The sequence below is a fragment of the Allobosea sp. AK1 genome, from assembly GCF_006714945.1.
GTDB classification, from domain to species: domain Bacteria; phylum Pseudomonadota; class Alphaproteobacteria; order Rhizobiales; family Beijerinckiaceae; genus Allobosea; species Allobosea robiniae.
This window is the reverse complement of sequence record NZ_VFMG01000001.1, coordinates 4507460-4531527: the sequence shown is the minus strand read 5'-3', so window position 1 is coordinate 4531527 and position 24068 is coordinate 4507460. Positions and strand designations below refer to the sequence as shown.

At 67.1% G+C, this 24068-nt stretch carries 23 protein-coding genes and 1 tRNA gene; 13 read left to right on the top strand and 11 right to left on the bottom strand.

All coding sequences use genetic code 11. The features are described from left to right. Window positions 1–48: 48 nt before the first annotated feature. Window positions 49–975, bottom strand: coding sequence for a GAF domain-containing DNA-binding protein (locus FHT98_RS21810; RefSeq protein ID WP_142115272.1), 927 nt, complete (start codon window positions 973–975; stop codon window positions 49–51). A 38-nt stretch (window positions 976–1013) separates the two neighbouring features. Next, the gene (locus FHT98_RS21805; protein WP_091855491.1) at window positions 1014–1898 is read right to left on the bottom strand and encodes a LysR family transcriptional regulator; all 885 of its coding nucleotides are present in this window, start codon (window positions 1896–1898) and stop codon (window positions 1014–1016) included. A 155-nt stretch (window positions 1899–2053) separates the two neighbouring features. Between FHT98_RS21805 and FHT98_RS21800 the strand changes: the two genes are divergently transcribed. From FHT98_RS21800 to FHT98_RS21755, 10 genes are all read left to right on the top strand, one after another. Beyond that, window positions 2054–3211, top strand: a complete 1158-nt coding sequence (locus tag FHT98_RS21800) for an NAD(P)/FAD-dependent oxidoreductase (protein WP_142115271.1) — start codon at window positions 2054–2056, stop codon at window positions 3209–3211. Then, window positions 3208–3471: a 2Fe-2S iron-sulfur cluster-binding protein gene (locus FHT98_RS21795; RefSeq protein ID WP_142115270.1), complete on the top strand. Its 264-nt coding sequence runs from the start codon at window positions 3208–3210 to the stop codon at window positions 3469–3471. Before FHT98_RS21800 ends, FHT98_RS21795 begins: the two co-directional genes overlap by 4 nt. Continuing rightward, window positions 3464–4750, top strand: a complete 1287-nt coding sequence (locus FHT98_RS21790) for an FAD-dependent oxidoreductase (protein WP_142115269.1) — start codon at window positions 3464–3466, stop codon at window positions 4748–4750. Before FHT98_RS21795 ends, FHT98_RS21790 begins: the two co-directional genes overlap by 8 nt. Before the next feature lie 7 nt (window positions 4751–4757). Further along, on the top strand, window positions 4758–6161 hold the full coding sequence (locus FHT98_RS21785; protein ID WP_248309272.1) for an aldehyde dehydrogenase family protein: 1404 nt from the start codon (window positions 4758–4760) through the stop codon (window positions 6159–6161). 20 nt (window positions 6162–6181) lie between these two features. Then, window positions 6182–7090, top strand: a complete 909-nt coding sequence (gene dapA / locus FHT98_RS21780) for a 4-hydroxy-tetrahydrodipicolinate synthase (RefSeq protein ID WP_142115268.1) — start codon at window positions 6182–6184, stop codon at window positions 7088–7090. Window positions 7091–7215: 125 nt separating this feature from the next. After that, a complete protein-coding gene (locus tag FHT98_RS21775) occupies window positions 7216–8043 on the top strand; it encodes a transporter substrate-binding domain-containing protein (RefSeq protein ID WP_142115267.1) in 828 nt (275 codons plus the stop codon). A gap of 161 nt (window positions 8044–8204) precedes the next feature. After that, window positions 8205–8867 carry an amino acid ABC transporter permease gene (locus FHT98_RS21770; protein ID WP_113585640.1) on the top strand — a complete coding sequence of 221 codons (663 nt, stop codon included), beginning with the start codon at window positions 8205–8207 and terminating at the stop codon, window positions 8865–8867. A gap of 14 nt (window positions 8868–8881) precedes the next feature. Beyond that, window positions 8882–9661 carry an amino acid ABC transporter ATP-binding protein gene (locus tag FHT98_RS21765; protein ID WP_113585631.1) on the top strand — a complete coding sequence of 260 codons (780 nt, stop codon included), beginning with the start codon at window positions 8882–8884 and terminating at the stop codon, window positions 9659–9661. After that, complete coding sequence (locus FHT98_RS21760) at window positions 9654–10802, top strand: saccharopine dehydrogenase family protein (protein ID WP_162766273.1); 1149 nt, start codon at window positions 9654–9656, stop codon at window positions 10800–10802. Before FHT98_RS21765 ends, FHT98_RS21760 begins: the two co-directional genes overlap by 8 nt. Beyond that, complete coding sequence (locus FHT98_RS21755; RefSeq protein ID WP_061963932.1) at window positions 10799–11524, top strand: aspartate/glutamate racemase family protein; 726 nt, start codon at window positions 10799–10801, stop codon at window positions 11522–11524. Before FHT98_RS21760 ends, FHT98_RS21755 begins: the two co-directional genes overlap by 4 nt. A gap of 82 nt (window positions 11525–11606) precedes the next feature. Here FHT98_RS21755 and FHT98_RS21750 read toward each other — a convergent pair. From FHT98_RS21750 to FHT98_RS21715, 8 genes are all read right to left on the bottom strand, one after another. Continuing rightward, window positions 11607–11681 (bottom strand) — tRNA-Glu (locus FHT98_RS21750). A gap of 102 nt (window positions 11682–11783) precedes the next feature. Then, window positions 11784–13586 (bottom strand): single-stranded-DNA-specific exonuclease RecJ, encoded by a 1803-nt coding sequence (gene recJ, locus FHT98_RS21745; protein ID WP_082617013.1) that lies wholly within the window; start codon window positions 13584–13586, stop codon window positions 11784–11786. A 229-nt stretch (window positions 13587–13815) separates the two neighbouring features. Next, window positions 13816–14814, bottom strand: coding sequence for a class II fructose-bisphosphatase (gene glpX, locus FHT98_RS21740; protein ID WP_061963934.1), 999 nt, complete (start codon window positions 14812–14814; stop codon window positions 13816–13818). 106 nt (window positions 14815–14920) lie between these two features. After that, the gene (locus FHT98_RS21735; protein ID WP_061963936.1) at window positions 14921–16273 is read right to left on the bottom strand and encodes a homoserine dehydrogenase; all 1353 of its coding nucleotides are present in this window, start codon (window positions 16271–16273) and stop codon (window positions 14921–14923) included. A gap of 69 nt (window positions 16274–16342) precedes the next feature. Next, window positions 16343–17161, bottom strand: a complete 819-nt coding sequence (locus tag FHT98_RS21730; protein WP_142115266.1) for a class I SAM-dependent methyltransferase — start codon at window positions 17159–17161, stop codon at window positions 16343–16345. Window positions 17162–17244: 83 nt separating this feature from the next. Beyond that, window positions 17245–17676 carry a hypothetical protein gene (locus FHT98_RS21725; RefSeq protein WP_061963940.1) on the bottom strand — a complete coding sequence of 144 codons (432 nt, stop codon included), beginning with the start codon at window positions 17674–17676 and terminating at the stop codon, window positions 17245–17247. A 105-nt stretch (window positions 17677–17781) separates the two neighbouring features. After that, entirely contained in the window at window positions 17782–19002 is a 1221-nt protein-coding gene (locus tag FHT98_RS21720; RefSeq protein WP_113585628.1) for an LL-diaminopimelate aminotransferase, read from the bottom strand. 183 nt (window positions 19003–19185) lie between these two features. After that, window positions 19186–19548, bottom strand: a complete 363-nt coding sequence (locus tag FHT98_RS21715) for a hypothetical protein (RefSeq protein ID WP_061963944.1) — start codon at window positions 19546–19548, stop codon at window positions 19186–19188. Window positions 19549–19663: 115 nt separating this feature from the next. Between FHT98_RS21715 and phaC the strand changes: the two genes are divergently transcribed. The 3 genes from phaC to FHT98_RS21705 all read left to right on the top strand — a co-directional run bounded on the left by phaC (window position 19664) and on the right by FHT98_RS21705 (window position 22406). Beyond that, window positions 19664–21481, top strand: coding sequence for a class I poly(R)-hydroxyalkanoic acid synthase (gene phaC / locus FHT98_RS21710; RefSeq protein WP_061963946.1), 1818 nt, complete (start codon window positions 19664–19666; stop codon window positions 21479–21481). A 64-nt stretch (window positions 21482–21545) separates the two neighbouring features. Continuing rightward, entirely contained in the window at window positions 21546–21677 is a 132-nt protein-coding gene (locus FHT98_RS26670; RefSeq protein WP_282568657.1) for a hypothetical protein, read from the top strand. 3 nt (window positions 21678–21680) lie between these two features. Further along, window positions 21681–22406, top strand: a complete 726-nt coding sequence (locus tag FHT98_RS21705) for a DUF1028 domain-containing protein (protein WP_061963947.1) — start codon at window positions 21681–21683, stop codon at window positions 22404–22406. Window positions 22407–22512: 106 nt separating this feature from the next. Here the strand turns inward: FHT98_RS21705 and FHT98_RS21700 are convergent, their stop codons facing one another. Then, window positions 22513–23856: an OmpP1/FadL family transporter gene (locus FHT98_RS21700; protein WP_162766272.1), complete on the bottom strand. Its 1344-nt coding sequence runs from the start codon at window positions 23854–23856 to the stop codon at window positions 22513–22515. Window positions 23857–24068: the final 212 nt, after the last annotated feature.

Here is a 24068-nt window from a genome sequence, read left to right as displayed (position 1 = left end):
CGCGCCGGCAGGATGCCTTGAAACCGTTTGCCCCGAACCTGCCGCGAATCAGATGCCGAGGCGTTCCCGGAGAGCCTGCCGGTAAGGGCGCGAGACGCTCCAGACCGCCTCGCTGGCGCGCAGTTGCACCGTCCACTTGCCATTGCCTGCGCCTGCCGGTCCGATCTTACTGACATGCTTCAGGTTGACGATCGCGGTGCGGTGAATGCGCAGGAAGTCGGCCGCGGGCAGGAGCGCGGTCCACAAGCCCAATGGGCGGGCATCGAGCATGACGGAGCCCCCGATCAACCAGACCTGCGTATAGTCCCTGGCCGAGCGCAGGCCGAGAATCTCGCCCGGCGCGACACCCCGAATCTCGCCGCCTCGGCGCAGATAGAGCAGCGGCGGAAATGCGCCCACGCTGCGCGCCTGCGCCTCGGGCGGCGGAAGCCCCTCGGGAGCTTCCTTGTAGAGCGCCAGGCCGATCAGTTCGGCGCAGGCTGCGAGCGAGCCCGCCTCGCTCGCGTTCCATGTCCGCCGCGTCCGCGTCATGTCGAAGCCGATACAGGCCCGCAGCCTGTCCTTGCCGAAGACCGGCACGCTCAGGACGCTCTTGTCGTCCTGCCGCAGCATTTCGGTCGCCAGGGGGCCGGCGAGCCGCGGCAAGCGCTCGACATCGTGGATCATGACCGCTTCGCCTTTCACCAGGGAGCGATGCAGCCAGCCGATCATGGTCACCGGGGCGTCCTGAAGGTCCTGGACATGCGAGCGCACGCCGTCCCGACACCATTCATGGGTGTTGTGGAAGCGCAGCAGGCCATCGTCATATTCGAACATCCAGGCCCGATCGACATCGGCCCGCGTGCCAAGGTCCTTCAGGATGCCGGAGATCGCGTCCCATGCCGGTTCTCTCAACAGGTGCCGTGCCGCCAGGAACGGCCAGTCCGCTCCGGATCCGCAGGGCTCGCCGACCGGGACATTTTCGAAAGAGCGCATGGGTGGACAGAGCTTCGTGGCGCGTGCCGACAGGGTCTTCATCCCATCACGGACGTGAAGCCCACGCAAAGCTGCCTTAGCGCAACGACGTACGGGTTCCGTGCCAGAAAGCTGGCTTCGCCGAAGTAGATGGGAATCTCGGGCAGTTCCGGCAGGTCGATCGCGGTAATCGTGGTCTCGGTGCCGTCGATGCACCAGGCGGGGATGATCGCATAGCCGAGACCTGCCTCGACGCAGCGCTTGACGCTCGAACTCCCCGAAGTCGAGATCGCGATCTCCATCTCGGTATCGCCCGCCTGCAGGTAGTCGATGGCGAGGTTGCGCAGGAGCTGGCCGGGCTCATAGGTCACGAAGGGGCGCCCCTGGACCCATTGCCTGATCTCTCCTTGTGGCGGCGCGCCCCACTCGCGCGGGAAAACGAGCGCCGGCCGATACGTGCAGACAAGGTGCTGCGGCACATTGGGGTCGCCGAAATAGCGCTCGGTAATGCACAGGTCGAGGCTGCCGTCGCGGATCATCTCCGGCAGAGCGGTATCGCGCTCGAAGGCGATGATCTCGACCTGCGGGAAAAGCGCGCGGAACTGCGCCAGGATCGGCGGCATCAGGTAGAAGAAGATCGCCTGCGGCAAGCCGATGCGCAGCACCGGCCGCTCCTTCTGAAGCGTCCGGTCAAGCCGGGTCAGCATCGTGTCGAGCTCAGGCAGCAGGAGCTTGTAGAGGCTGCGTCCGCGCGGCGTCAGGGTCACCGTCTTCGCGCCCTGCTCGGAGACGACCAGCCGTTCGCTCAACAGCTGCTCGAGCCGGCGGACATGGTTCGCGGCCGATTGGTAGCTCATGCCGAGCTTGCGGGCGGCGGCGGAATACGAGCCGTCGCGCGCGACGATGAAGAACGTCTGGATGAGCGTCAGATTGGCTTCGCGCATGCGCCCCCCTCGGCCGGTGCGTCACCTCTCCTACAACAGCCTGGCTTCGGTGACTTGCAAACAATGATGCAAGTCGAGGCGGATGATTTGGATCGACCCCATAGGTGAAGCCGACGAGGTTCGGGCCATCGCTTTACGGGACGAACCGCTTCTGCATGGCCTCCTCTTCACCCCTTCATGTCGCCGTGATCGGCACGGGGATCGTCGGCGCCTCCGCCGCCCATTTCCTCGCCGCCGCAGGGGCGCGGGTAACGCTGCTCGATGCTTCCGGACCGGCGGCGGGCGCGACCGGCGCCTCGGACGGAGCGGTCTCGGTGGCGAGCAAGCGGCCAGGCCCGATGATGGATCTCGCCCGCCACGCTCGCGCCTTCTACGTGCGCCACGAGCGGGACGGGTTGTTTCGCGGCCTGTTCCACCGTCGCTCAACCTTCCTCGTCGCCCGCACGGCCATCGAGGCCGATCTCGTCGCCCGGCATGGCGCGGACCTGGCGGCCGCGGGCGAACGCGTCATCGAGGTCGATCGCGCGACGCTTCTCGGGCGCATTCCGGGCCTCGGCGACAGCGTCTGCGCCGCGCTCGAGATTCCCGATGACGGGCATGCGCTGGGCTACGAGATCACGCAGCGCCTGCTGGCGACGAGCCGTGTCGACATCCGCCGCAACGCGCCCGTTTCAGAGATCGTCATGCGGGCCGGCCGCGCCTGCGGCATCTTGATCCGCGACGAATTCCTTCCGGCCGATGCGGTGCTCGTTGCAGCGGGCATCGGCTCGGCGCCGCTGCTCGGACTCGGCGAGATCCTGATCCCGCGGAAGGGCCAGATGGCCGTCACCGATCGAGCCACAACTGCCGGCCCGGCCATCGACGGTCATCTGATGGCTGCTTCATATCTCGCGGCGAAACGCGGCATCGTACGCGACAACAGCCATATCGGGCTGGTGATCGACCCGCTGATGACGGGCCAGTTCCTCATCGGCGGCAGCCGCGAGGACCATCGCAGCGACCACAGCACCGATGCCGTGACGATCGCGGCGATCCTGCGGGAGGCGCTCGATCTTTACCCGCCGCTGGCGGCCCGCCGCGTCCTGCGCAGCTTCGCCGGCGTCAGGTCGGCATCCCGCGACGGCCTGCCTGTCGTCGGCCCGCATCCGCATCGCCCGGGCGTGGTCATCGCCACCGGCTTCGAAGGCGACGGCATCTGCCTCGGCCCGTTCATGGGCGCGAGCGCCGCCCGCCTGCTGCTCGGCGAGAGACCCGAAGCCGACTTGTCCTCCTTGTCGCCGCAACGCCTGGTCCGGGCCGAGGTCCACGCATGACCAGCCATTTCTTCTGGAACGGCGACCCGGTGGCCTTCCAGCCGGGCGAGACGATCGCCGCGGCGCTGCTGCGTGCCGGCCTTGCCGATCTCGGCCAGCCATCGAATGCGCCAGGCGGGCGCGTCTTCTGCGGAATTGGCGCCTGCCAGGGCTGCGTCGTCGCCGTGATGGGCGCGGCACCGGTCGAGGCCTGCCTGACGCCGGCGCGCGTGGGCCTTCGGCTCGGCTCGCTGCCCCTTGTCGGAGCCCGACATGCGTGAGGCCCCCATCCTCGTCGTCGGCGCCGGGCCGGCAGGCGCGAGCGCCGCCGCGACCATCGCGGAAGCCGGGCTGCCCGTCCTCCTGATCGAGCAGCGAGACCAGTTCGGCGGCGCCATCCATCGCCAGCCGGCCGCCGGCAACGACAGCCATGTCTGGCGCCCTGCCCGGCACCGCCGCAACTGGGCCGGGTTGATGGTCCGGCTGCAAGCCTGCGCCGGCCGGATCGAGACCCGGACCGAGACCATCTTTCTCGGAGTCGACAGCGAAGGGCATTTCCTGTTCGACGATCGTCGCGCGGCCTGCGTCTTCGCGCGCCGCCCTCGCGCGGCGATCATCGCCGTCGGCGCCGTCGAGGCGATCCGTCCTTTCCCCGGCTGGGAACGGCCCGGCGTGATGAGCGCCGGCGGGGCGCAGGTGCTGCTCAAGGAAACCGGCCGCCCTCCGGAAGGCCCGATCCTGGTGGCCGGCAGCGGGGCGCTTCTGCCCGCCCTGGCGGCCCAACTGGCCAAGGCCGGCAATCCGCCCGTCGCCGTGCTGGAGCGCGGCCGGCCCTGGAACGCCCCGGCGGCGCTGGGCCGACTCGCTCTGTCATGGGGCCCGATGAGCGAGGCTGCGGCCTATGCAACGACGCTCGCTACGAGCCGCGTGCCCTATCGCTGCGGAGCGATCGTCACGCAGGCGGAGCCGGATGGCGACGGGCTCAAGGTCGGCATCCGGGTCGGCGATCAGCGGCAAGTCCTGCGCGTGCGGCATCTGCTGATCCATGACGGCATCGAGCCGAACCGTACGGGCATTCCGCTGCCGGACCCCGACGCGGCCGTGCCGGTCCTGCTCGCCGGCGACGGGCGGGAAGCGCTCGGAGCCGATGCCGCGATCCTCGATGGCCGCCGTGCTGCAACGCAGGTGCTCGCCCGCCTCGGCCAGGCCACGCCGCGCGCGTGGTCGGACGAGCGGGGCTTGATCCGGGCGCGCGGCTTCCAGGCCGCCCTCACCCGGGCGCTCCATAGCGAGCCCGTCGTGCCCGCCCCCGAGACGCTGATCTGCCGATGCGAAGGCCGCAGCTATGCGGAGCTTGCGGCTCTGGCGCAGGACGCTTCCGCTCGCGAGATCCGGCTGATGGGCCGCTTCGGGCTCGGCGCCTGCCAAGGCCGCTTCTGCGGCCCGATGATCGCGGCCCTGCGCGGCCAGCCACTGCCGGCCGCAATTCCCCCGCGCTGGCCGCTGCGACCGGTTTCGGTCGCAGCGCTCGCCCGCCTGACAACAGATGAAACGGAGTGATCTGACCGTGCCCCTGTCCCTCGCCAAGCCTGTCCGGGCCACCGCCGCCTCCATGGTCGAGGTCACCAATCCGTTCGACGGCTCCATCATCGGTCAGGTTCGCCAGGCCGACGAGATTGCCGTCGCCGACGCCCTGCGCCGGGCGCGCAAGGCCTGGGCGAGCTTCCGCTTCAGCACGCCTGCCGAACGCAAGGACCTGCTCCATCGCCTCGCGGAACGCCTTGGCGACGAGGCCGAGGCGATGGCCCGGACGATCTGCGCGGAGGTCGGCAAGACGATCACCGAGGCGCGCAACGAGGTTCGTCGCGCCCGCAACACGCTGCGGCTGAGCGGCGATGCCGTGACCGTGCTTCATGGCGAGGTGCTGCCGACGGCCATCGTACCGGGCGCGCCGGACAAGCAGGCCGTGATCACCCATGAACCGGCAGGCGTCCTCGGCGCGATCACGCCGTTCAACTATCCGCTCAACCTGCTCTGCCACAAGCTCGGCCCCGCGATCGCGGCCGGCAACGCCGTCGTGGCCAAGCCCTCGCCGAAGGCTCCGCTCGCCGCCCGGCGACTGGCGGAGCTGGCCGAGGAGGCGGGCTTTCCCGCCGGCCTGTTCAGCGTCGTCCATGGCGGCGCCGATGTCGCGGCGATGATCGCGAGCGGCGATATCGACCTGCTCAGCTTCACCGGCGGGCCGGCGGCGGGCCTGGCGCTGAAGAATGCCTCGGGCCTCGTGCGCTGCCTGATGGAACTCGGCGGCAACGACCCGCTGATCGTCATGCCGGATGCGGATCTCGACCGCGCCGCCGAGGTCGCGATCACCCACCGCTTCGAGATCGCCGGCCAGAGCTGCGCGGCCGTGAAGCGCCTCTACCTGCACGATGCGATCCGCGAGACGATGATCGAGCGCATCGCCGCAAAGGTCGCGCAGGTTTCGACCGGCGATCCGGCCGATGCCTCAACCGTCATGGGCACCGTCATCGACGAGCCGGCCGCGGCCGAGGTCGAGCGGCGCGTCAAGCTCGCCGTCGCGGACGGCGCCCGGATCGTCGCCGGCGGCAGCCGCCGCGGCACGCTGTTCGCGCCGACCCTGCTCGATGCCGTTCCGGCGCAGACGGAACTCGTCCGATCGGAGACCTTCGGGCCGGTGCTCGCGGTGCGCCCCTTCCACGATCCCGAAGCGGTGATCGCCGAGATCAATGGCGGCGCCTACGGGCTGCAGGCTGGGCTTTTCACCAATGACCATGCGCTGGTGAAGCGCGTTGCGCGCCGGCTGCGCGTCGGTGGCGTGATGGTCAATGAGGGGCCCGATTTCCGCGCCGAGAACGTCCCGTTCGGCGGCATCAAGTCGAGCGGGCTCGGGCGCGAGGGCATCCACATGACGTTGCGTGAAATGAGCGAAATCAAGGTCGTCATAGACTGACGATGCAGGGAGTTAAGCCGATGATCGATCCAGAACTGCGCCGCCGCCTCACCGGTGTCTTCACTGCGCTGGTCACGCCGTTCCGCGACGGGGGGCTCGATATTCCCGCGCTCGAGAATCTCATCGAGGCGCAGATCGCCGCCGGTATCGCCGGGCTGGTGCCCGTCGGCACGACCGGCGAGGCCGCGACGCTGAGCGACGAGGAAGCCGACACCGTCATCCGCACCACGGTCAAGGCGGCGCGCGGGCGGGCCTTCGTCATGGCCGGCGCAGGCTCGAACGCGACGCAGCTCGCGATCGGCAAGGCGGTACGCGCCGAGGCGGCGGGCGCGGACGGCCTCCTGCTGGTGACGCCCTACTACAACAAGCCCTCGCAGGACGGGCTGTTTGATCACTTCTCGGCCATCGCCAGCGCGGTCGGCCTGCCGATCATGCTCTACAGCGTGCCGGGACGCACCGGCGTCGAGATCGCTCCCGCGACCGCGGCCCGGCTCGCAGCAGCTCATTCCAACATCGTCGGCATCAAGGAAGCGGGCGGCAAGGCGGAGCGCATCACGGAACTCAGGCTGGCGCTCGGGCAGGATTTCGTGATCCATTCGGGCGATGACGGGCTGACCCTGCCTTTCCTGGCGCTCGGCGCCGACGGCGTGACAAGCGTGGCCTCGAACCTGCGCCCGGCCGAGATCGTGGCTTTGTGCCGGGCCTGGTTCGAGGGCGGCCCGCACGAGGCCCGCCGCATCCACGAGGCGCTGTTCGACCTGATCGGCGACCTCTTCATCGAGAGCAACCCGGTGCCGGTGAAGACTGCGCTGGCGAGAACCGGCCTGATCGGCAACGAACTGCGTGCCCCCCTTGCGCCCCTGCGCCCGGAGAACCTCAAGGTGCTGGAAGCAAGCCTGAAGGCCTTCGCGAGCCACCCGAACATATAAGAAAACCGGTAGGAGGGTGTCCTACTCTCGCATTGTCCGCTCAAGTGTGTCGCATAGGCTTTTGCCGTCCTAGCAACCAGCACAAGACCGAAAAACATCGGCAAAGGGAACGGAGTGGAAATCTCATGAAGTCGATCATTCGCGCCATCTGCGCCGCCGGCCTTGGATTGCTGGCACTTCAATCCTCGGCCCGGGCCGAGGACACCATCGAGGCGATCCGCGCGCGCGGCGTGCTGCGCATTCCCGGGATCATCAACGAGGACCCCTACTTCAACAAGGATCCGCGCACCGGCGAATGGCGCGGTTTCGCCATCGAGATGGCCCGCGACATCGCCAACACCCTCGGCGTCAAGCTGGAGGTCGTCGAGTCGAGCTGGCCGAACTCCATCCTCGATGTTCAGAGCGGCAAGGCCGATCTCGCGCTCGGCGTCACAGCCACGCCGCAGCGCTCGCTTTCGGTCGCCTTCTCGAACCCGACCTATTTCAACAGCTTCATCATCGTCTCGCCCAAGGCGGAGCTCTCGAAGCTGAGCTGGGCCGAGCTCAACGACCCGAAATACACCTTCGCGGTCGATCTGGGTTCGTCGCAGGATCTCATCTCCCAGCAGTACCTGCCCAAGGCGAAGATGCTGCGCTTCAAGTCGCGCGACGAGGCCATCGTGGCCGTGATCAGCGGCAAGGCCGATGGCCTCGTCAACACGATGCTGAACGGCCTCGTCATGAGCAAGAAGGCGAGCGGCATCGGCAAGGTGATGGTGCCGTCGCCGGTTCTCTCGACTCCGTCCGTGGTCGCGATGAACTGGAAGGCCGACGAGAAGTCGCGCGCCTTCGTCTCCGCCTGGGCCGAGTACAATCGGCGCATCGGCAACAACCAGACCTGGATCGTGAAGAGCCTGGCGCCCTTCGGCATCACGCTCGACGACATGCCCGAAGGCTTCGGCTTCGGCGGCTGAACAAGGCCCGGTCAGGCTGCATGATTTCAGGCGGAATCACCGTGATCCGCCTGAAACCCGAACCGGACTCCCGTCGCGAATGAGGGCAGGATAACCGCGAAAACGGCTTGCCGACCTTCGCATCCTGCTTTCGGGCCGTTTCCAACAAAGATTGGCATGACATGTACACGTGGAGCTTCGCCCCAATCTTCCAGGCGAGCGACCTGTTCCTTTGGGGCGCCTGGATCACCATCGTCTACACGGTGAGTTCCATCGCCATCGGGCTGGTCCTCGGGCTGCTCCTCTGCTTCGCGCGGCTCTCGGGCATCCGTCTGCTGAGCTGGCTGGCGCAGGGCTTTCAGGAACTGTTCCGGTGCACGCCGCTGCTCGTGCAACTGCTCTGGATCTATTACGCCCTGCCGCTGCTGCTCGGCTTCGACTTGGCCAACTGGGCGGCAGCGCTGATCACGCTCTCGCTCTATGCGGCGGCGTTCTATGCCGAGGTCTTCCGCGGCGGCATCGTCTCGATCGACAAGGGGCAGTCCGAAGCGGGCGCTGCGATCGGCATGTCCGGCTGGCAGGTCATGCGGCGCATCGTGCTGCCGCAGGCAATCCGCCGGATGATGCCGGCCTTCATCAACCAGTCGGTGACGCAGTTCAAGAACACCTCGCTGATCTCGGTGATCTCGGTGGCCGAGCTCACCTATATGGCCAGCATCGTCAACGGGCAGACCTACCGCCCGCTGGAATCCTACACCGTCCTCGCGGTGCTCTATTTCGTCATCCTGTTCCCGATCACGAAGTTCGCCGACATCGTCGAGAGCCGGACGCGCGGCAGCCATTGAGCGAGAACCATCCCATGAGCACCCTTCCCACATCCGGCGCCCGCGAAACCGTCCTCGAAGCCCGCGCCATCACCAAGAGCTTCGGCGCGTTTCCCGTCCTTCACGGCATCGATCTGTCCCTGACGAGCGGCGAGGTCGTCGCGATCATCGGCCCGTCGGGCTCCGGCAAGTCGACCTTCATTCGCTGCATGAACATGCTCGAGGTGCCGGACAGCGGAGAGATCCTCTATCGCGGCCGCCGCGTCGTCCCGAAGTTCCGCGGCGACGGCCAGCTCCTCGGCCTCGGCGAATTGAGGCGCCATGTCGGCATGGTGTTCCAGCACTTCAACCTGTTTCCGCATATGAGCGTGCTGGAGAACGTGATCGAAGGCCCCGTCACCGTGCAGCGCAAGCCGCGCGGAGAGGCGGTCGACATCGCGATGGACTATATCGCCAAGGTCGGGCTCGCCGAGAAGCGCGATGCACGACCGGACCAGCTTTCGGGCGGGCAGAAGCAACGCGTGGCCATCGCCCGGGCACTTGCCATGCAGCCGGACGCGCTCCTGCTCGACGAGATCACCAGTGCGCTCGATCCCGAGCTCGTCGGCGAGGTGCTGGGCGTCGTGCGCAGCCTCGCCGAACAGGGCATGACGATGGTCCTCGTCACGCACGAGATCTCCTTCGCCGCCGATGTCTCCGACCGCGTCGTCTTCATGGAAGATGGGCGCATCGCCGAACAGGGCAGCCCGGATCACGTTCTGCACGCCCCCGACAACGAACGTCTCAAGTCGTTCCTCGCCCGCTTCCATGCCTGACCGGCAGGAAAACGGCAGGCGGCGCTTCAAGGTCGTCATCATCGGCGCCGGCCGCATCGGCACGGCGCTGGCGCTGCTCCTGCGTGAGAAGCCGGAATTCGACGTCCTCATGGCCGATCCGACGGAACCTGGACGCCGAAGGGTCAAAGAGCTTGGGCTCCCGCTCGCCGACGCCGATCCCAGCCACCCGGCCCGGCTCGATCAGCTCCTGACCGGCGCCGATGCCGTCGTCGCAGCGCTGCCATCCTCGGCGACACCGATGGTGGCTGCGGCGGCCCGGCGCCACGGCACGCATTATCTCGACCTCGGCGACGACGGGACTGCACTGGAGGCTATCCGGCGCGAGGCCGAGGTCGCCTCCAGCTGCTTCGTCGCGCAATGCGGCATCTCTCCGGGCCTGGTTTCGGGGCTGGTGCTCGACCTCGCCTCGCGCTGCGGGAACGAGCCGGACATCGCGGTGCGGATCGGCGGATTGCCGCAGCAGCCGTCCGGCCGCCTGGGCTACGGCTTGATCTGGGATATCGACGCGACGCTGCGCGAGTACACGCGCCCCTCCGTCGCCCTGATCGACGGCCACAAGACCGAGCTCGCGCCAATGTCGCGCTGCAGCCCCCTGCGCCTCGGTTCATGCGATTATGAGGCCTTCGTTTCGAGCGCCATCCCCGACACGCTCTGCGAGCGCCTGGCGGGGAAGGTCGCGAGCCTGGTCTCCTATACGATCCGCTATCCCGGGCATGCCGACTGCATCGCGTTCCTGCTGGACGAGCTGAAGCTGCGCGAGCGCCTCTATCTGCTGCGCAATCTCTTCCTCAACGGCTTGCCCGAGATCCCGGATGATCGCCTGCTGATCTCGATCGTCGCGACCTCCGGCCATGACGGCAGCGAGGTCGCCGAGCATTTTCTGAGAGAGATCGAACCGGTGGAGATCGGCGGCGTCATGGTCGGCGCCATGCGGCGCACCGCTGCGTCCCATGTCGCGGCCGTGCTGGACCTTCTCCGTTGCGGTTCGATCGGGAAGTCCGGGCTCCTCGCGCAGGAGGACATCCCCTTTGCGCTGCTGCGGGAGAACCGCTTCCTCGCCTGGTTCTTCGAAACCTCGGCAACAGCGCTGCAGCAGAGCTTATCGGAGCCCCTCTCATGACCGATGCCACGACACGCCCGCCGACCGCTGCCGTCAACGATCTGAGCATCGGCGTGCTGATGCTCGACACGCATTTCCGCCGGCTGCCGGGCGACATCGGCAATGGCCGGACATGGCGGTTCCCGGTGCAGTTTCGCGTGGTGCGCGGCGCCGATCCGGCGGCGATCGTCCATGGCCGCCCGGAGGAATTCCTCAAGCCCTTCATCGCGGCAGCACAGGATCTCATCGCCTGCGGCGTGCGCGGCATCACGACGAGTTGCGGGTTCCTGGCCCTGCTGCAGAAGGAGCTCTGCGCCGCACTGCCGGTCCCCGTCGCGACGAGCAGCCTGCTGCAGGCGCCGCTGATCGAGGCGATGCTGCCGGCGGGCCAGCAGGTCGGCATCCTCACTTTCGCGGCCGAGGCCCTGAGCGCGCAGCATCTCGCGGCCGTGGGCGTGCGCCCGGACACGCCGATCGCAGGGCTGCCGCCGGACACCCTGTTCCGGTCGGTCTATGGCAACCGTGGCGGTGTTGCCGACTTCGCCGAGCTGGAACGCGAGGCCGTCGCCGCCGCGCAGGCCCTGGTGCATCGTCACCCGAATGTCGGGGCGATCCTGTGCGAATGCACCAATCTGCCGCCCCATTCGGCCGCGATCGCCGCGGTAACCGGCCGCCCGGTCTTCGACATCATCGGCTTCGTCGAGTGGTTCGGCCATGCGATATCGCCGCCGGGCTTCCGCTGAGACGCGCCGCCCAGCGTCGCGTAGGCCATCGCCCCTTCTTCGCGGGGGCCGATATTCGCAGTTCTGCACCGGAATGGGGGAATGGCGCGGTCTACGGGAGTCGAACCCGTCTCCCCAGCGTGAAAGGCTGGTGTCCTAACCGATAGACGAAGACCGCTCTGCCGCGAACCGCTGGGGTTCGTGCCGAAGCGGGGCGAGGTATAGTGGCAGGCCTGCTCCTCCGCAAGCACCCGATCACAAGAAAATAGCCGGCAGCCTCTCAGACCGGCCGGGCGAGATCGAGGATGCGCAGTTCCGCCGTTTCCCGCCCGCCCCAGCGGTTGAGCGAGAGCGTCGCGGCGAGGTGCACGCTCTCGCCGCGCGCGGCGAACAACGCCTGCCCCAGCGGCTCCTGCGCAGCGCGGAAGGCGATGCCGCCGATGCTGGCGCCATCGCCAGAACGCAGCTTGATGCGGACATGGCCGCCGGTGCCGATTTCGACGGCGTCGGTCAGCCGATGCGCCGGGAAGACAAAGACCGGCTCAGGGCTTCCGGAGCCAAAGGGGCCGGCCTTGTCGATCTCGGCGAGCAGCCGCGGACTGGCACCGCCGGCGCTGAGTGCGGCATCGACGAGCAGGGCCTCGGCGTCGCCGACGGCGGTGACCTCGCGCAAAAGATGCTCGTTCAGGAAAGCGTGGAAAGCGCTCGCCTGGCCAGCCGCCAGCGTCACGCCCGCCGCCATGGCATGGCCGCCGCCCTTGACCGCATGTCCAGCCTCTACGGCGGCGCGCACGGCGCGGCCGAGATCGACGCCGGCGACCGAGCGGCCCGAGCCGGTCGCCCCGCCCTCCCCGTTGAGCGCCAGCGCGAAGGCCGGGCGGCGGAATCGCTCCTTCAACCGGGCCGCGACGAGGCCGACGATGCCGGGATGCCAGTCGGCGCTGCCGGCGAGCAGCACCGGCATCTCGGCCATGCCCGCAAGCTCGTGCTCGGCCTGCGAGACCGCCTCCAGCACGGCGAGGCGCTCGATCTCCTGGCGCTCCTGGTTCAGGCGGTTGAGCTCGGTCGCGATGGTCCGTGCCTCGACCTCGTCATCGGTCAGGAGCAGGCGGGCGCCCAACGCGGCATCGCCGATGCGTCCGCCCGCATTGATGCGTGGCCCGAGCAGGAAGCCGAGATGCCAGGGCTGGATCGGGCCGTCGAGGCCGGAAACGTCCATCAGCGCGGCAAGGCCCGGCCGGGCGCGGCTGCGCATCATCGCCAGTCCCTGCCGAACGAAGGCGCGGTTGAGGCCCTGCAGCGGCACGACATCCGCGACGGTCGCCAGGGCGACGAGATCGAGCGCCGCCAGCAGATCGGGCTCGCCGCCGCGTGCCGCCCAATGGTCCAGTCGGCGCAGCGCCCGGCTGGTCGCGACCAGCGCGAGGAAGACCACGCCGGCGGCGCAGAGATGGCCGAGGCCGGAGAGATCGTCCTGCCGGTTCGGATTGACCAGCGCCTCGACGGCAGGCAGCCGCTCCGGCGCCTGGTGATGGTCGAGCACGACGACATCGAGGCCGAGCCGGCGCGCCTCGGCGAGCGGCTCCTCACTGGTGGTGCCGCAATCGACCGTGACGAGCAGGGTTGCGCCCTCGCCCGCCAGCATGCGGATGGCCTCGCTGTTGGGGCCGTAGCCTTCGATCAGGCGGTCGGGGATATGGATGCGCGGGCGCGCGCCGGCCTGGGCCAGGAAGCCTGCGAGCAGGGCTGAAGAGCAGGCGCCGTCGACATCGTAATCGCCGAAGATCGCGACGCGCTCGCCTTTCATGCCCGCCTGCGCCAGTCGGGCGGCAGCGGCCTCCATGTCGATCAGGACAGCGGGATCGGGCAGGACGTCGCGCAGCTTCGGCTCGAGGAAGCGGGCGGCCTCACCGGGCTCGACACCGCGCGCGGCAAGCAGGCGGGCGAGGATATCCGGCAGGCCCTGCAGCTGGCTCAGCGCCTCGGCGCGGCCGAGGCCGGCAATGTCGAGCCGGTCGCGCCAGGGGCGGCCGAGCACCGAACGGGTCACGCCGAGAAAGGCACGGGGCGGCATCAGACTCATGATGCATCCGGCGTCGCGCAAGCGGCCGGCGAGGTCAACCTGTGTCGACCTTGCCGGGCCGTCGGCATCCGCCCTACGCGCCGCAAACAAGTGGAAAAGGCAGCCGGCAGAGGACCGTCATGCTCGGGCTTGTCCCGAGCATCTCTTGACGAGGGAGGCTGCTCACGCCTCTTCCGGCGTGAGATTCTCGGATCAGCCCGAGAATGACGTCTCGTCGACTCGGTTCAGCTCAATCGAGCTGGAACTTCGAGAACTCGCGGTGCTCGCCATAGATGCGGCGGACCGTGCCAGTGATCGAGCGATAGACCAGCGTCTCGGTCTCGATGAAATCCTTGCCGAAGCGCACGCCCGAAAGCATGCCGCCATCGGTGACGCCGGTCGCGCAGACGATGACGTCGCCCGAGGCCATTTCCGACATGTCGTATTTCTTGTTGGGATCGAGCACGCCCATGCCGTGGGCGCGCACACGCTTCTCCTCGGTGTCGAGGATCAAACGGCCCTGCATCTGGCCGCCGACGCAGCGGAGTGCCGCCGCAGCGAGCACGCCTTCCGGCGCGCCGCCGATGCCGAGATACAGGTCAATGCCAGTCTTCTCGGGCTGGGTGCAGAAGATCACGCCGGCGACGTCGCCATCGGTGATCAGGCGGATCGAGCAACCGGTCTTGCGAACCTCCTCGATCAGCTTGGCATGGCGCGGGCGGTCCATGATCAGCGTCGAGATCTCGTTCGGCTTGACGCCCTTGGCCTTGGCCAGCGCGTTGATGTTGTCGGCCGGCGAGGCGTCGAGGTCGATCACGCCCTTGGCGTAGCCCGGGCCGCAAGCGATCTTGTCCATGTAGACGTCGGGAGCGTAGAGCAGGCTGCCGGCGCCGGCCATCGCCATCACCGCGATCGAGCCGGGCATGTCCTTGGCGCAGAGCGTGGTGCCTTCGAGCGGATCGACCGCGATATGCACCTTCGGGCCCTGCTTGTTGCCGACCTTCTCGCCGATGAAGAGCATCGGCGCCTCGTCGCGTTCGCCCTCGCCGATGACGATCTCGCCGTCGATCGGCAGGCGGTTCAATTCACGGCGCATCGCATCGACCGCGGCCTGGTCGGCCGCCTTCTCGTTGCCATGGCCACGCAGGCGGGCCGCTGCGACGGCGGCGCGCTCGGTGACACGCACGAGCTCCATCGAGAGATAGCGCTCGATGATCTGGTCGGGGGAGATGCGGAGATCGACGGACATGAAATAAGTCCCCTTGCAATGAGTTTGGCGGGTACGGCGCTAGAGCAAGATAGTGTCAGAGCAGGATTGGCGCGAAAAACCGGTTCCCACTTTTACGCATCCTGCTCTAGGCCTGTTCCCGCTCTATGCGGATAACTTGCGGCGGTTCCGCGACATGGCCGTCGGCCGTGACCTTTTCCAGCGCGGCGCGGATAGCGGCTTCGCTCGTGGCATAGGTAATGAGCACGACCGGAACCGGCGCGCCGGAGCGGCCGCCGGGATCGCGCGTCACGGCCTCGGGCGAGCGGCGCTGGACGATGCTTTCCAGCGAGATATCGGCCTCGGCCATGCGGGTTGCGATGGCCGCGGCGGCACCGGGACGATCGGCCACGGCGAGGCGGACATAATAGCCGCCCTCATGACGCTGCATCGGGGCACGCTTCGGCTCTTCCAGACGCGCGATCGGCAGGCCGAAGGGCAGGCCGGCGGTGCCGCGCGCGACATCGGCGATGTCGGCGACGACGGCGGAGGCCGTCGGGTCGCCGCCGGCGCCAGGGCCGACCAGCGTGATCTCGCGGACCGCATCGGCGTCGATCGAGACCGCGTTGAGCACGCCCATCACCTGCGCGATCGGGGAGGATTTCGGCACCATGGTCGGGTGCACGCGTTGCTCGATCCCGGTCTTGGTCCGCTCGGCCACGCCGAGCAGCTTGATGCGGTAGCCGAGATCGTCGGCCATCTTCAGGTCGAGCGGCGTGATCGCCGAAATCCCTTCGACATGAATCGCTTCGGCGTCGATCTTCGTACCGAAGGCGAGGCTCGTCAGGATCGCAAGCTTATGGGCGGTGTCGAAACCCTCGACGTCGAAGGTCGGGTCGGCTTCGGCATAGCCGAGGCGCTGCGCGTCCTTCAGGCAGGCCTCGAAGGTCAGCCCCTCCTGCTCCATCCGGGAGAGGATGTAGTTGCAGGTGCCGTTGAGAATGCCGGAGATGCGGCTGACATTGTTGCCGGCCAGCGCCTCGCGCAGGGTCTTCACGACGGGAATGCCACCGGCCGAGGAGGCCTCGAAGGCCAGCGCCACGCCCTTGCTCTCGGCGAGGTCGGCGAGCGCGACGCCATGCGCCGCGAGCAGAGCCTTGTTGGCGGTAACGACATGCTTGCCGGCAGACAAGGCCGCCTCGACCGCTGCCTTGGCCGGGCCGTCGGAGCCACCGATCAATTCGACGAAGCAGTCGATATCATCCGAATTCGCCAGCGCGACCGGATCGTCGAACCAGGCGAGCCCGCCGAGATCGATGCCGCGGTCGCGGTTACGGTCGCGCGCCGAGACGGCGGTGACCCGGATTGCGCGGCCGCAGCGCGCTGCAAGCGCATTTTCCTGCCGGCGCAGGATGCGCAAGGTGGAGGCGCCGACCGTACCGAGGCCGGCAAGTCCGACGCGCAGGGGCTGGGAGGCAGGCGAAAGAGGCACGCTGGTCATGCGCGCGGCGTCGCATGAGGCGGGTTTCGTGTCAACGGAGAGCCACACTCCGACGCTCCCGGAATCGCCTCAAGCCTCGGCTTTCCGGGCCGAAACCACGAAGGCGGAGAGAGCTCCCTCGATCGCGCCTGAACCGAAGCGGCGCTCCAGAGCCTTCGCCACGGCCTCCGTAACAGCTCTGAGCTCCGGCGTGCCGCGCGCCTCGATCTCGCCACGCATCGGCGTGCCCTGGCAGAGGCCGATCGCGACATCAGCGGCGGAATCGGCACGGGAACGCTTCTCGACCCGCTCGATCTCCGGCCGCGGAAAGCCACCGGACATGATGTCGAGTTCGATCGTGCCGACATCATGATAGCCATGCGGCGTGCGCGCGAGAAAGCGCGGCGGATCGCCGGGAAACAGCTCGGCCAGCGCATCCAGCATGACCGCCGTGAAATCGTTGCTCTCCACCGCGTCCCAGACATTGAACAGAAACCGCCCGCCCGGCTTCAGCACGCGGCGCGCCTCGGCATAACCCTTCGCCTTGTCCGGAAAGAACATCACCCCGAACTGGCAGGTGACGGTGTCGAAGCTCTCGCCCGCGAAGGGCAGATCGAGCGCATCCGCCTGGCGGCAGGTGATCCTGCCGTCGTTCGGGAATCGCGCGGCAGCGAGATCGAGCATCGCGGGGTTGAGATCGGTCGCGACGATGCTTCCTCCATCGAGCCGCGCCGCCATTTCCTGTGTCAGTGCGCCCGTCCCCGCCGCGACCTCGAGAATGCGCCGGGGGTCCCCGGCCATCACACGGGCCGCCAGGTCTTCGGCATAGGGTTTAAAAATCAGGGGTACGAGCAGCCGGTCGTAAATCTGCGGAACGGGACCGGCGAAAACCTTGTCCGTCGCTTCCATGGCAGCACCTGTCGTTGCAGCCCTCCGACAGGATAGCGCAGCAACTGACCTAGCGAAACGACCCTGTTCGGATCGACCGCGTCTCAACCAAAATGGCAGACGACCTCGGCGGCGACGCGCTTGACCTTGCCGTCCTCGAAACCGAGATAGATGCGCAGCAGGTTGGTGCCGAAGGCCGTCGCCTTGATGGTATGCAGCGCCTCGATCGTCGTGCCTTCGGACACGGTGCTGTTCTCGACAGCGGGAGTCCAGAACCACGGTTTGGGCGGGTCGATCGTCACTTCGGAGAGAACGCGCTCGGCATCGGCCCGGCCAGTCCCGAGCGGGATGTAGCGGGTGACGATCTCGGTCGCGTCGCGGGCACATTCGCGGCCATTGGTCACCGCCAGCACATCCAAGACCAGGGCCGAGCGCGTCTGCGGGATGCGCCCCCTGGAATAGTCGTAGGTCGCGACGAAGCAGACCAGCGCGAAGACGGCGAAAGCGACGCCGAGCAGACGGCCTTTTCGTGACATGGAAACGAGCCTCGGGCGCGATGCGGAGCGATCCGTCCGCACCGCATCGGTTCCCATGTTTTGCGGGCGCGGTCCAGAGGCATGCGATGCCGCAGCCGAAGTGCCCTACCCCGCCTTCGGCATCTGGATGACGTTGTGCAGGGTCGTATCGGCGCCCTTGAGGAAGCGACCGATATTGCGCGCGGCCTGACGGATGCGCTGCTCGTTCTCGACGATGGCGATGCGGACATAGTCGTCGCCATGCTCGCCGAAGCCGATGCCCGGCGCGACCGCGACCTCGGCCTTCTCGATCAGCAGCTTCGAGAATTCCAACGAGCCGAGATGGCGGAACTTCTCGGGGATAGCGACCCAGGCGAACATCGAGGCTTCCGGCGCCGGGAAGTCCCAGCCGGCCTTGCCGAAGCTCTCGACCAGCGCATCGCGGCGCTTGCGGTAGATCTCGCGCATCTCGCGGATGCAGTCGTCAGGGCCGTTGAGCGCAGCGGCAGCCGCAACCTGGATCGGCGTATAGGCGCCGTAGTCGAGATAGGACTTCACCCGCGCGAGTGCGGCGAGCAAACGCTCGTTGCCGACGGCGAAGCCCATGCGCCAGCCGGCCATCGAGAAGGTCTTCGACATCGAGGTGAACTCGACCGCGACATCGATCGCGCCCGGCACCTGCAGCATCGAGGGCGGCGGGTTGTTCTCGTCGAAATAGACTTCGGCATAGGCAAGGTCGGAGAGCAGGATCAGCTCGTGCTTCTTCGCGAAGGCCACGAGGTCGCGGTAGAAATCAAGCGAGGCGACATAGGCGGTCGGATTGGCCGGATAGCAGGTGACGAGCGCGATCGGCTTCGGCACCGAATGCATCATCGCCCGCTCCAGCGCCGGGAACATCGCCGGGGTCGGCTCGGCCGGGACGGAGCGAATCACGCCGCCCGCCATCAGGAAGCCGAAGGCGTGGATCGGGTAGCTGGGATTCGGCACCAGCACGACGTCGCCCGGCCCGGTAATGGCCTGCGCCATATTGGCGAAGCCTTCCTTAGAGCCCAGCGTCGCGACGACCTGCGTATCGGGATTCAGCTTCACGCCGAAGCGGCGCTCGTAATAGTTCGCCTGTGCACGGCGCAGGCCCCCGATGCCCTTCGAGGCGGAATAGCGATCGGTGCGCGGCTTGCCGGCGGTCTCGACCAGCTTCTCGATGACATGCTTCGGCGCCGGTAGGTCGGGATTCCCCATGCCGAGGTCGATGATGTCGACGCCCTTGGCGCGCTCGGCGGCCTTGATCTTGTTGACCTGTTCGAAAACGTAGGGCGGCAGGCGCTTGATGCGGTGAAAATCGGTCATCTCGAACAGGTCCTCGGCCGCCCGGAGGCGGTGTCATGTTTTCGCGCGGATTACATCCTTGCGCCGAGGGTGCTTAGCATCGCATCTTTCGTCATGACAGGGCCAATGACGCAATATTGTGCGATTCGCAGTGCGGAGAAGTTGGCCAGCAGCCGCATCGCCCTGCTGGAAGCAAGCCTGTCCTCAGTTCTGCGGGATCTTCGCCGGTTCCGGTGGCGGCGTCGCGCCCAGCGCCTTGGCCGTGTTGCCAGCCGCTTCGTTGGCCTTCTGCTTGGCGTCGAGCCCGGCCTCGATCTTCTTGTAGTCCTCGACCGGCTTGCGCGGCGCCGCCCGGGTCACGCTCGACCCGATCGGAACATATTCGAGATCGGTCGGGCGAGCCTCCCGGACAAAGGCCTTCGATTGCTGCGGGGTGGTTGCCAGACCCGCAGCCTCGGCGACCCCCTTGAAGCCCTCGTCGCTGCCGCAGCCGGCGAGCGCCGTGCCGACCACGACCAGCGCCGCCGGCATCAGGAGCAGCTTTTTCGCGGAGATTTCAGTCGGCATCGGATCATCCAGCGGTTGTCGATTTTGCTTGGTAAAGCATAGCGGCTGCGTCCTTAATAGGACCAAAATGGAGCGCCATGCGCTATCCTATAACGACTGGGGGAAAGGGCGAGACATGAGCGGGAAAAGCGACAGGCCGAAGGACACCGCCGGCCCGGCCGAGGCCGCCGCTCCCGATTTCGACCAGTTCGCGCAGAATATGGGGCGGCTCGTCGAGGAATACGGCAAGATCACCGCCGCCTACCTCAAACCGATCGAGCGCGGCGAGGCCAAGACCGGCCAGGCCGACGAGGCCAGCGACATGGTCAAGACACTCGGCCGCGTCGCCGAGCGCTGGGTCAACGATCCCTCCAAGATCATCGAGGCGCAGGCGTCCCTCACCAGCGACTTCATGAACCTGTGGAGCACGGCGCTGAAGCGCGCGAGTGGCGAGGAGGTCGCGCCCGTCGCCGAGCCGGACAAGCGCGACGGCCGCTTCAAGGACCCCGACTGGAACCACCCGACCTTCGACTTCATCAAGCAGGCCTATCTGATCGGCTCGCGCTGGGCCGAGACCATGGTCGACAAGGCCGACGATCTCGACCCGCATACGCGCGAGAAGGCCCGCTTCTACATCAAGCAGATCGCAGGCGCCCTCTCGCCGACCAATTTCGTCGCCACCAATCCCGAATTGCTGCGCGAGACGATGCAGCAGAACGGCGAGAACCTCGTGCGCGGCATGAAGATGTACGCCGAGGACGTCGAGGCCGGCGGCGGCGAACTCAAGATCCGCCAGTCCGACGGCGGCTCCTTCGAGGTCGGCGTCAATATCGCGACGACGCCGGGCAAGGTGATCTTTCGCAACGAGATCATCGAGCTGATCCAGTATGCGCCCTCGACCCCGCAGGTGCTGAAGCGGCCGCTATTGATCGTGCCGCCCTGGATCAACAAGTTCTACATCCTCGACCTCAATCCGGAGAAGAGCTTCATCCGCTGGTGCGTGGCGCAGGGGCTGACCGTCTTCTGCATCTCCTGGGTCAATCCGGATGCGCGACATGCCGCCAAGGATTTCGAGAGCTATATGCGCGAGGGCATCTTCGCCGCGCTCGACACGATCGAGGAAGCGACGGGGGAAAAGAAGGTCTCGGCGATCGGCTACTGCGTCGGCGGCACGCTGCTGGGCGTGACGCTGGCCTATATGGCAGCGGTACGCGACAAGCGCATCGAGAGCGCAACCTTCTTCACGACGCAGGTCGATTTCTCGCAGGCCGGCGAGCTCTCGGTCTTCGTCGACGAGGAGCAGATCCGCGCCATCGAGGAGCAGATGGCCAAGACCGGCTATCTCGACGGCGCGCGCATGTCGGGCGCTTTCAACATGCTGCGGCCGAACGACCTGATCTGGTCCTATGCCGTCAACAACTATCTGAAGGGCAAGGCGCCGACGCCCTTCGACCTGCTCTACTGGAATTCGGATTCGACGCGGATGCCGGCGGCGAACCACTCTTTCTATCTGCGCAACTGCTATCTCGACAACAAGCTGTCCAAGGGCGGGATGCGGATCGGCGGCAAGGCGCTCGACCTCAAGCAGGTGACGATCCCGATCTACAATCTCGCGGCGCGCGAGGACCATATTGCGCCGGCCCAGTCGGTCTTCAACGGCTCGCAATGCTTCGGCGGGCCGGTCGAGCATGTCGTCGCCGGATCGGGCCATATCGCCGGCGTCGTCAACTCACCGGCGAAGGTGAAGTACCAGTACTGGACCGGCGGCCCGGTGGAGGGCCGCTATGCCGACTGGCTGGCCAAGGCGGACGAGCATCCGGGGTCCTGGTGGCCGCATTGGTTCAGCTGGCTTGAAGCCCAGGCGCCGAAGAAGGTCCCGGCCCGCGAACCCGGCGGCGGCAAGCTCAAGGCGCTCGCCGACGCGCCCGGCACCTATGTGAAGGTGAAGGCGTAGGCTTTCGTCGCCGTCATGACCGCCCTGGTGGGGACCATCCCCGCCTTCGCGCCGAGGCGGCTCGATGAGCCCTCTCCGTGAGCATTTCCCGCTCTTCGCCACGCCAGACATGGACGCTCGGCACAAGGTCGATGACGACGGCCGGGTGTCGATGGTGGCGGCGGTTATTCCACGCCTCTTCGAAGTCAGGGAATGACGCATGACATGGTCGATCGTTGCGCGGGACACCCAGACCGGCGCGTTTGGCGTGCTATGCGCGTCGCGGGCGCTGGCGGTTGGGGCCGTCGTTCCCTATGGAGCCGGCCGAACCGGAGTGATTGCGACCCAGGCCTTCGCCAATCCGTTCTTCGGCGTCGATGGCCTGAGGATGCTGCAGGAAGGCTACTCCGCGCAGGAGATCGTCTCGGCCTTGGCGGCGCTCGATGAAGGCCGCGATCACAGGCAGGTGCATCTGATCGATCGCGCCGGCCGCGCGGCTGCCCATACCGGCCCGGCATGCATCGAATGGAGCGGCAGCGTCGGCGGCCCCGATGTCTCCGTCGCAGGAAACATGCTGGCAGGTCCGGAGGTCGTCGAAGAAACCCTCAAGGCGTATCTCGCGGCGGCAACCCTTGATTTCGACGAGCGCCTCATCGTCGCCATGGAAGCCGGCGAACGCGTCGGAGGCGACAAGCGAGGGCGGCAGTCCTGTGCGATCCGCATCTGGACGGAGGCGCCATTTCCGAGCTTCGATCTGCGCATCGACGATCATGCCGAACCGCTGAACGAGCTGCGACGGCTTTGGCGGCTGGCCCATCAGGGCTATGTGCCGTTTCAAACGGCCCTGCCGTCCCGGTCCAACCCGGCAGGCTTCACAAATCGCGATGCCGTCTATCGCATGTGCTCGGACTATGCCGAGGCGTGGAATGCCCGGCATCCCGAGTAGGCCCCGCCTCGCTCCCGTCCAGGCTGCACACGCCGCAGACCGACCCTAGTCGCACTAACAAAAAAACCGGCCCGAAGGCCGGCTCTTGTCGCGGGAACGGTCCCGCTCAGTATTTGCGGACCACCGGCTGCACCGGGATGTTCTGCTTCGGATCGTCCCAGCGGTAGGTGATGCCGACCGAGGCGATATGAACATAGGGCTTGGCTTCGGCGGCGTAGTAGACCGGCACGGCCGGGTTCCACTGCGGATGCCCCGGATTATAGTTCACCGACGCCTTCTTCACGTCGATATAGGTGTAGCCGAGATCCAGCTTGATCCGGTCGGTGATCTGATAGCTCGCACCGGCGCTGAGCCAGAGACGATCATTATCGGAGATATAGATGGTGCGGTTGCGGTCGTTGACCGCGGACATCTCGTATCCGATGCCGGCGCGCAGCGTCAGGTCCTTGCTGTACTTGTACTCGACGCCGCCGCTGAAGAACCAGGCGTCGTCATACTGGAAATTCAGGCTGGTCTGCGGACGACCGTTGAGCTCGTTGACGATCGGGATGTTGCGGAAGCGGCTCCAGTTCGTCCACTCGACCCCGGCATGGACCTGCCATTGCTCGTTGATGACCTGCGAAACGCCGACGACGACCGAGTCGGGCAGGTTCAGGTTGGCCTTGACCGGGAAGCGAGCGAGGATCGGCGTCGGCGTGGCCAGCGACCCTTCGAGCGTCTGGCGGATCGCAGAACGATAGGCCACGCCGATATTGGTTCCCTCGAACGGGGTCAGCGTCACGCCGAGGCGATAGCCGAAATCGATCGTGTCGCCTTCGAGAATGACCGGGGAGGCCGCGGGCCCGAGGCCGCCGGCCTGCTTCAGCTTGGCGCTCAGGTACTGGACCTGCAGAGCGGCGCCGACCGAGAGCCAGTCGTTGACCTTGTAGCCGACGGTCGGCGAGACGTTGATGGTCGTGACCTTGGCCGAACGCCCGTAAACCTGGGCGGCGTGAACCTGGTTTTCAGGCTTGGAACGCAGGCCATAGGGTGCGCCCGTGGTCATGCCGACCCAGAGCCGATCGGTGAGCTGCCAGGCGCTGGCCGAGGCAGGGATCATCGCGCCGTCGCCACCGAGATTGCCGGTGCCGAACTGGATCGGGTTCAGCGGCGCCGGCGCGGCCGGACCGCCGATCCGCGAGGGCCTCGTCGGCTCATAGTCGCCATTGGCGTTGAGATAGGTGTAGTTCCAGTTGCTGGTGCGGCCGGGGAACATGGTGATGGTCGCGGGGTTCCAGGCCATCGCGCTCATGCCGATGCCGCCCGAGGCCGAGCCGGCATAGGCCATGCCGAGACCTTCGGCGCCCTGGCCGCTGCGGATGGCGAAGGAACTCGCCGAGGCGGCTCCGGCCGCGAGGAGAGCAGCGAGCGAAACCGAGGCGGCAGCGGCTGTACGAACAAGGCCCTTCATCGAATCCATCCCGGTTCCAAGGTTTTTCGAGGCCAGACACCTCGCTTGATTCGAAGCATGACCTGAGCCGTTTGCGGCCGCAATCCTGCTTCACGTGCCACGGATTCGCCTTACGAGCTGCCCATTTGGACCCGTGATCTTCCAAAACTCTCCAAAAATGACCTTTTCTGAACAAGCTTCAGCGGGATCGTTCAGAAAGGTATAGTTTATAT

Coding starts and splice junctions, on each gene's coding strand:
- glpX (WP_061963934.1), bottom strand. CDS start 14,814: ATGTCCGTCGATCTCCGCATCTCCCCCGACCAGATCATCGAGCGCTAT.
- FHT98_RS21805 (WP_091855491.1), bottom strand. CDS start 1,898: ATGCGCGAAGCCAATCTGACGCTCATCCAGACGTTCTTCATCGTCGCG.
- FHT98_RS21810 (WP_142115272.1), bottom strand. CDS start 975: ATGCGCTCTTTCGAAAATGTCCCGGTCGGCGAGCCCTGCGGATCCGGA.
- FHT98_RS21735 (WP_061963936.1), bottom strand. CDS start 16,273: ATGACCAGCGTGCCTCTTTCGCCTGCCTCCCAGCCCCTGCGCGTCGGA.
- FHT98_RS21790 (WP_142115269.1), top strand. CDS start 3,464: ATGCGTGAGGCCCCCATCCTCGTCGTCGGCGCCGGGCCGGCAGGCGCG.
- FHT98_RS21760 (WP_162766273.1), top strand. CDS start 9,654: ATGCCTGACCGGCAGGAAAACGGCAGGCGGCGCTTCAAGGTCGTCATC.
- FHT98_RS21770 (WP_113585640.1), top strand. CDS start 8,205: ATGTACACGTGGAGCTTCGCCCCAATCTTCCAGGCGAGCGACCTGTTC.
- dapA (WP_142115268.1), top strand. CDS start 6,182: ATGATCGATCCAGAACTGCGCCGCCGCCTCACCGGTGTCTTCACTGCG.
- FHT98_RS21715 (WP_061963944.1), bottom strand. CDS start 19,548: ATGCCGACTGAAATCTCCGCGAAAAAGCTGCTCCTGATGCCGGCGGCG.
- FHT98_RS21705 (WP_061963947.1), top strand. CDS start 21,681: ATGACATGGTCGATCGTTGCGCGGGACACCCAGACCGGCGCGTTTGGC.
- FHT98_RS21730 (WP_142115266.1), bottom strand. CDS start 17,161: ATGGAAGCGACGGACAAGGTTTTCGCCGGTCCCGTTCCGCAGATTTAC.
- FHT98_RS21700 (WP_162766272.1), bottom strand. CDS start 23,856: ATGAAGGGCCTTGTTCGTACAGCCGCTGCCGCCTCGGTTTCGCTCGCT.
- FHT98_RS21765 (WP_113585631.1), top strand. CDS start 8,882: ATGAGCACCCTTCCCACATCCGGCGCCCGCGAAACCGTCCTCGAAGCC.
- FHT98_RS21725 (WP_061963940.1), bottom strand. CDS start 17,676: ATGTCACGAAAAGGCCGTCTGCTCGGCGTCGCTTTCGCCGTCTTCGCG.
- FHT98_RS26670 (WP_282568657.1), top strand. CDS start 21,546: ATGAGCCCTCTCCGTGAGCATTTCCCGCTCTTCGCCACGCCAGACATG.
- FHT98_RS21795 (WP_142115270.1), top strand. CDS start 3,208: ATGACCAGCCATTTCTTCTGGAACGGCGACCCGGTGGCCTTCCAGCCG.
- recJ (WP_082617013.1), bottom strand. CDS start 13,586: ATGAGTCTGATGCCGCCCCGTGCCTTTCTCGGCGTGACCCGTTCGGTG.
- FHT98_RS21755 (WP_061963932.1), top strand. CDS start 10,799: ATGACCGATGCCACGACACGCCCGCCGACCGCTGCCGTCAACGATCTG.
- FHT98_RS21775 (WP_142115267.1), top strand. CDS start 7,216: ATGAAGTCGATCATTCGCGCCATCTGCGCCGCCGGCCTTGGATTGCTG.
- FHT98_RS21800 (WP_142115271.1), top strand. CDS start 2,054: ATGGCCTCCTCTTCACCCCTTCATGTCGCCGTGATCGGCACGGGGATC.
- FHT98_RS21720 (WP_113585628.1), bottom strand. CDS start 19,002: ATGACCGATTTTCACCGCATCAAGCGCCTGCCGCCCTACGTTTTCGAA.
- phaC (WP_061963946.1), top strand. CDS start 19,664: ATGAGCGGGAAAAGCGACAGGCCGAAGGACACCGCCGGCCCGGCCGAG.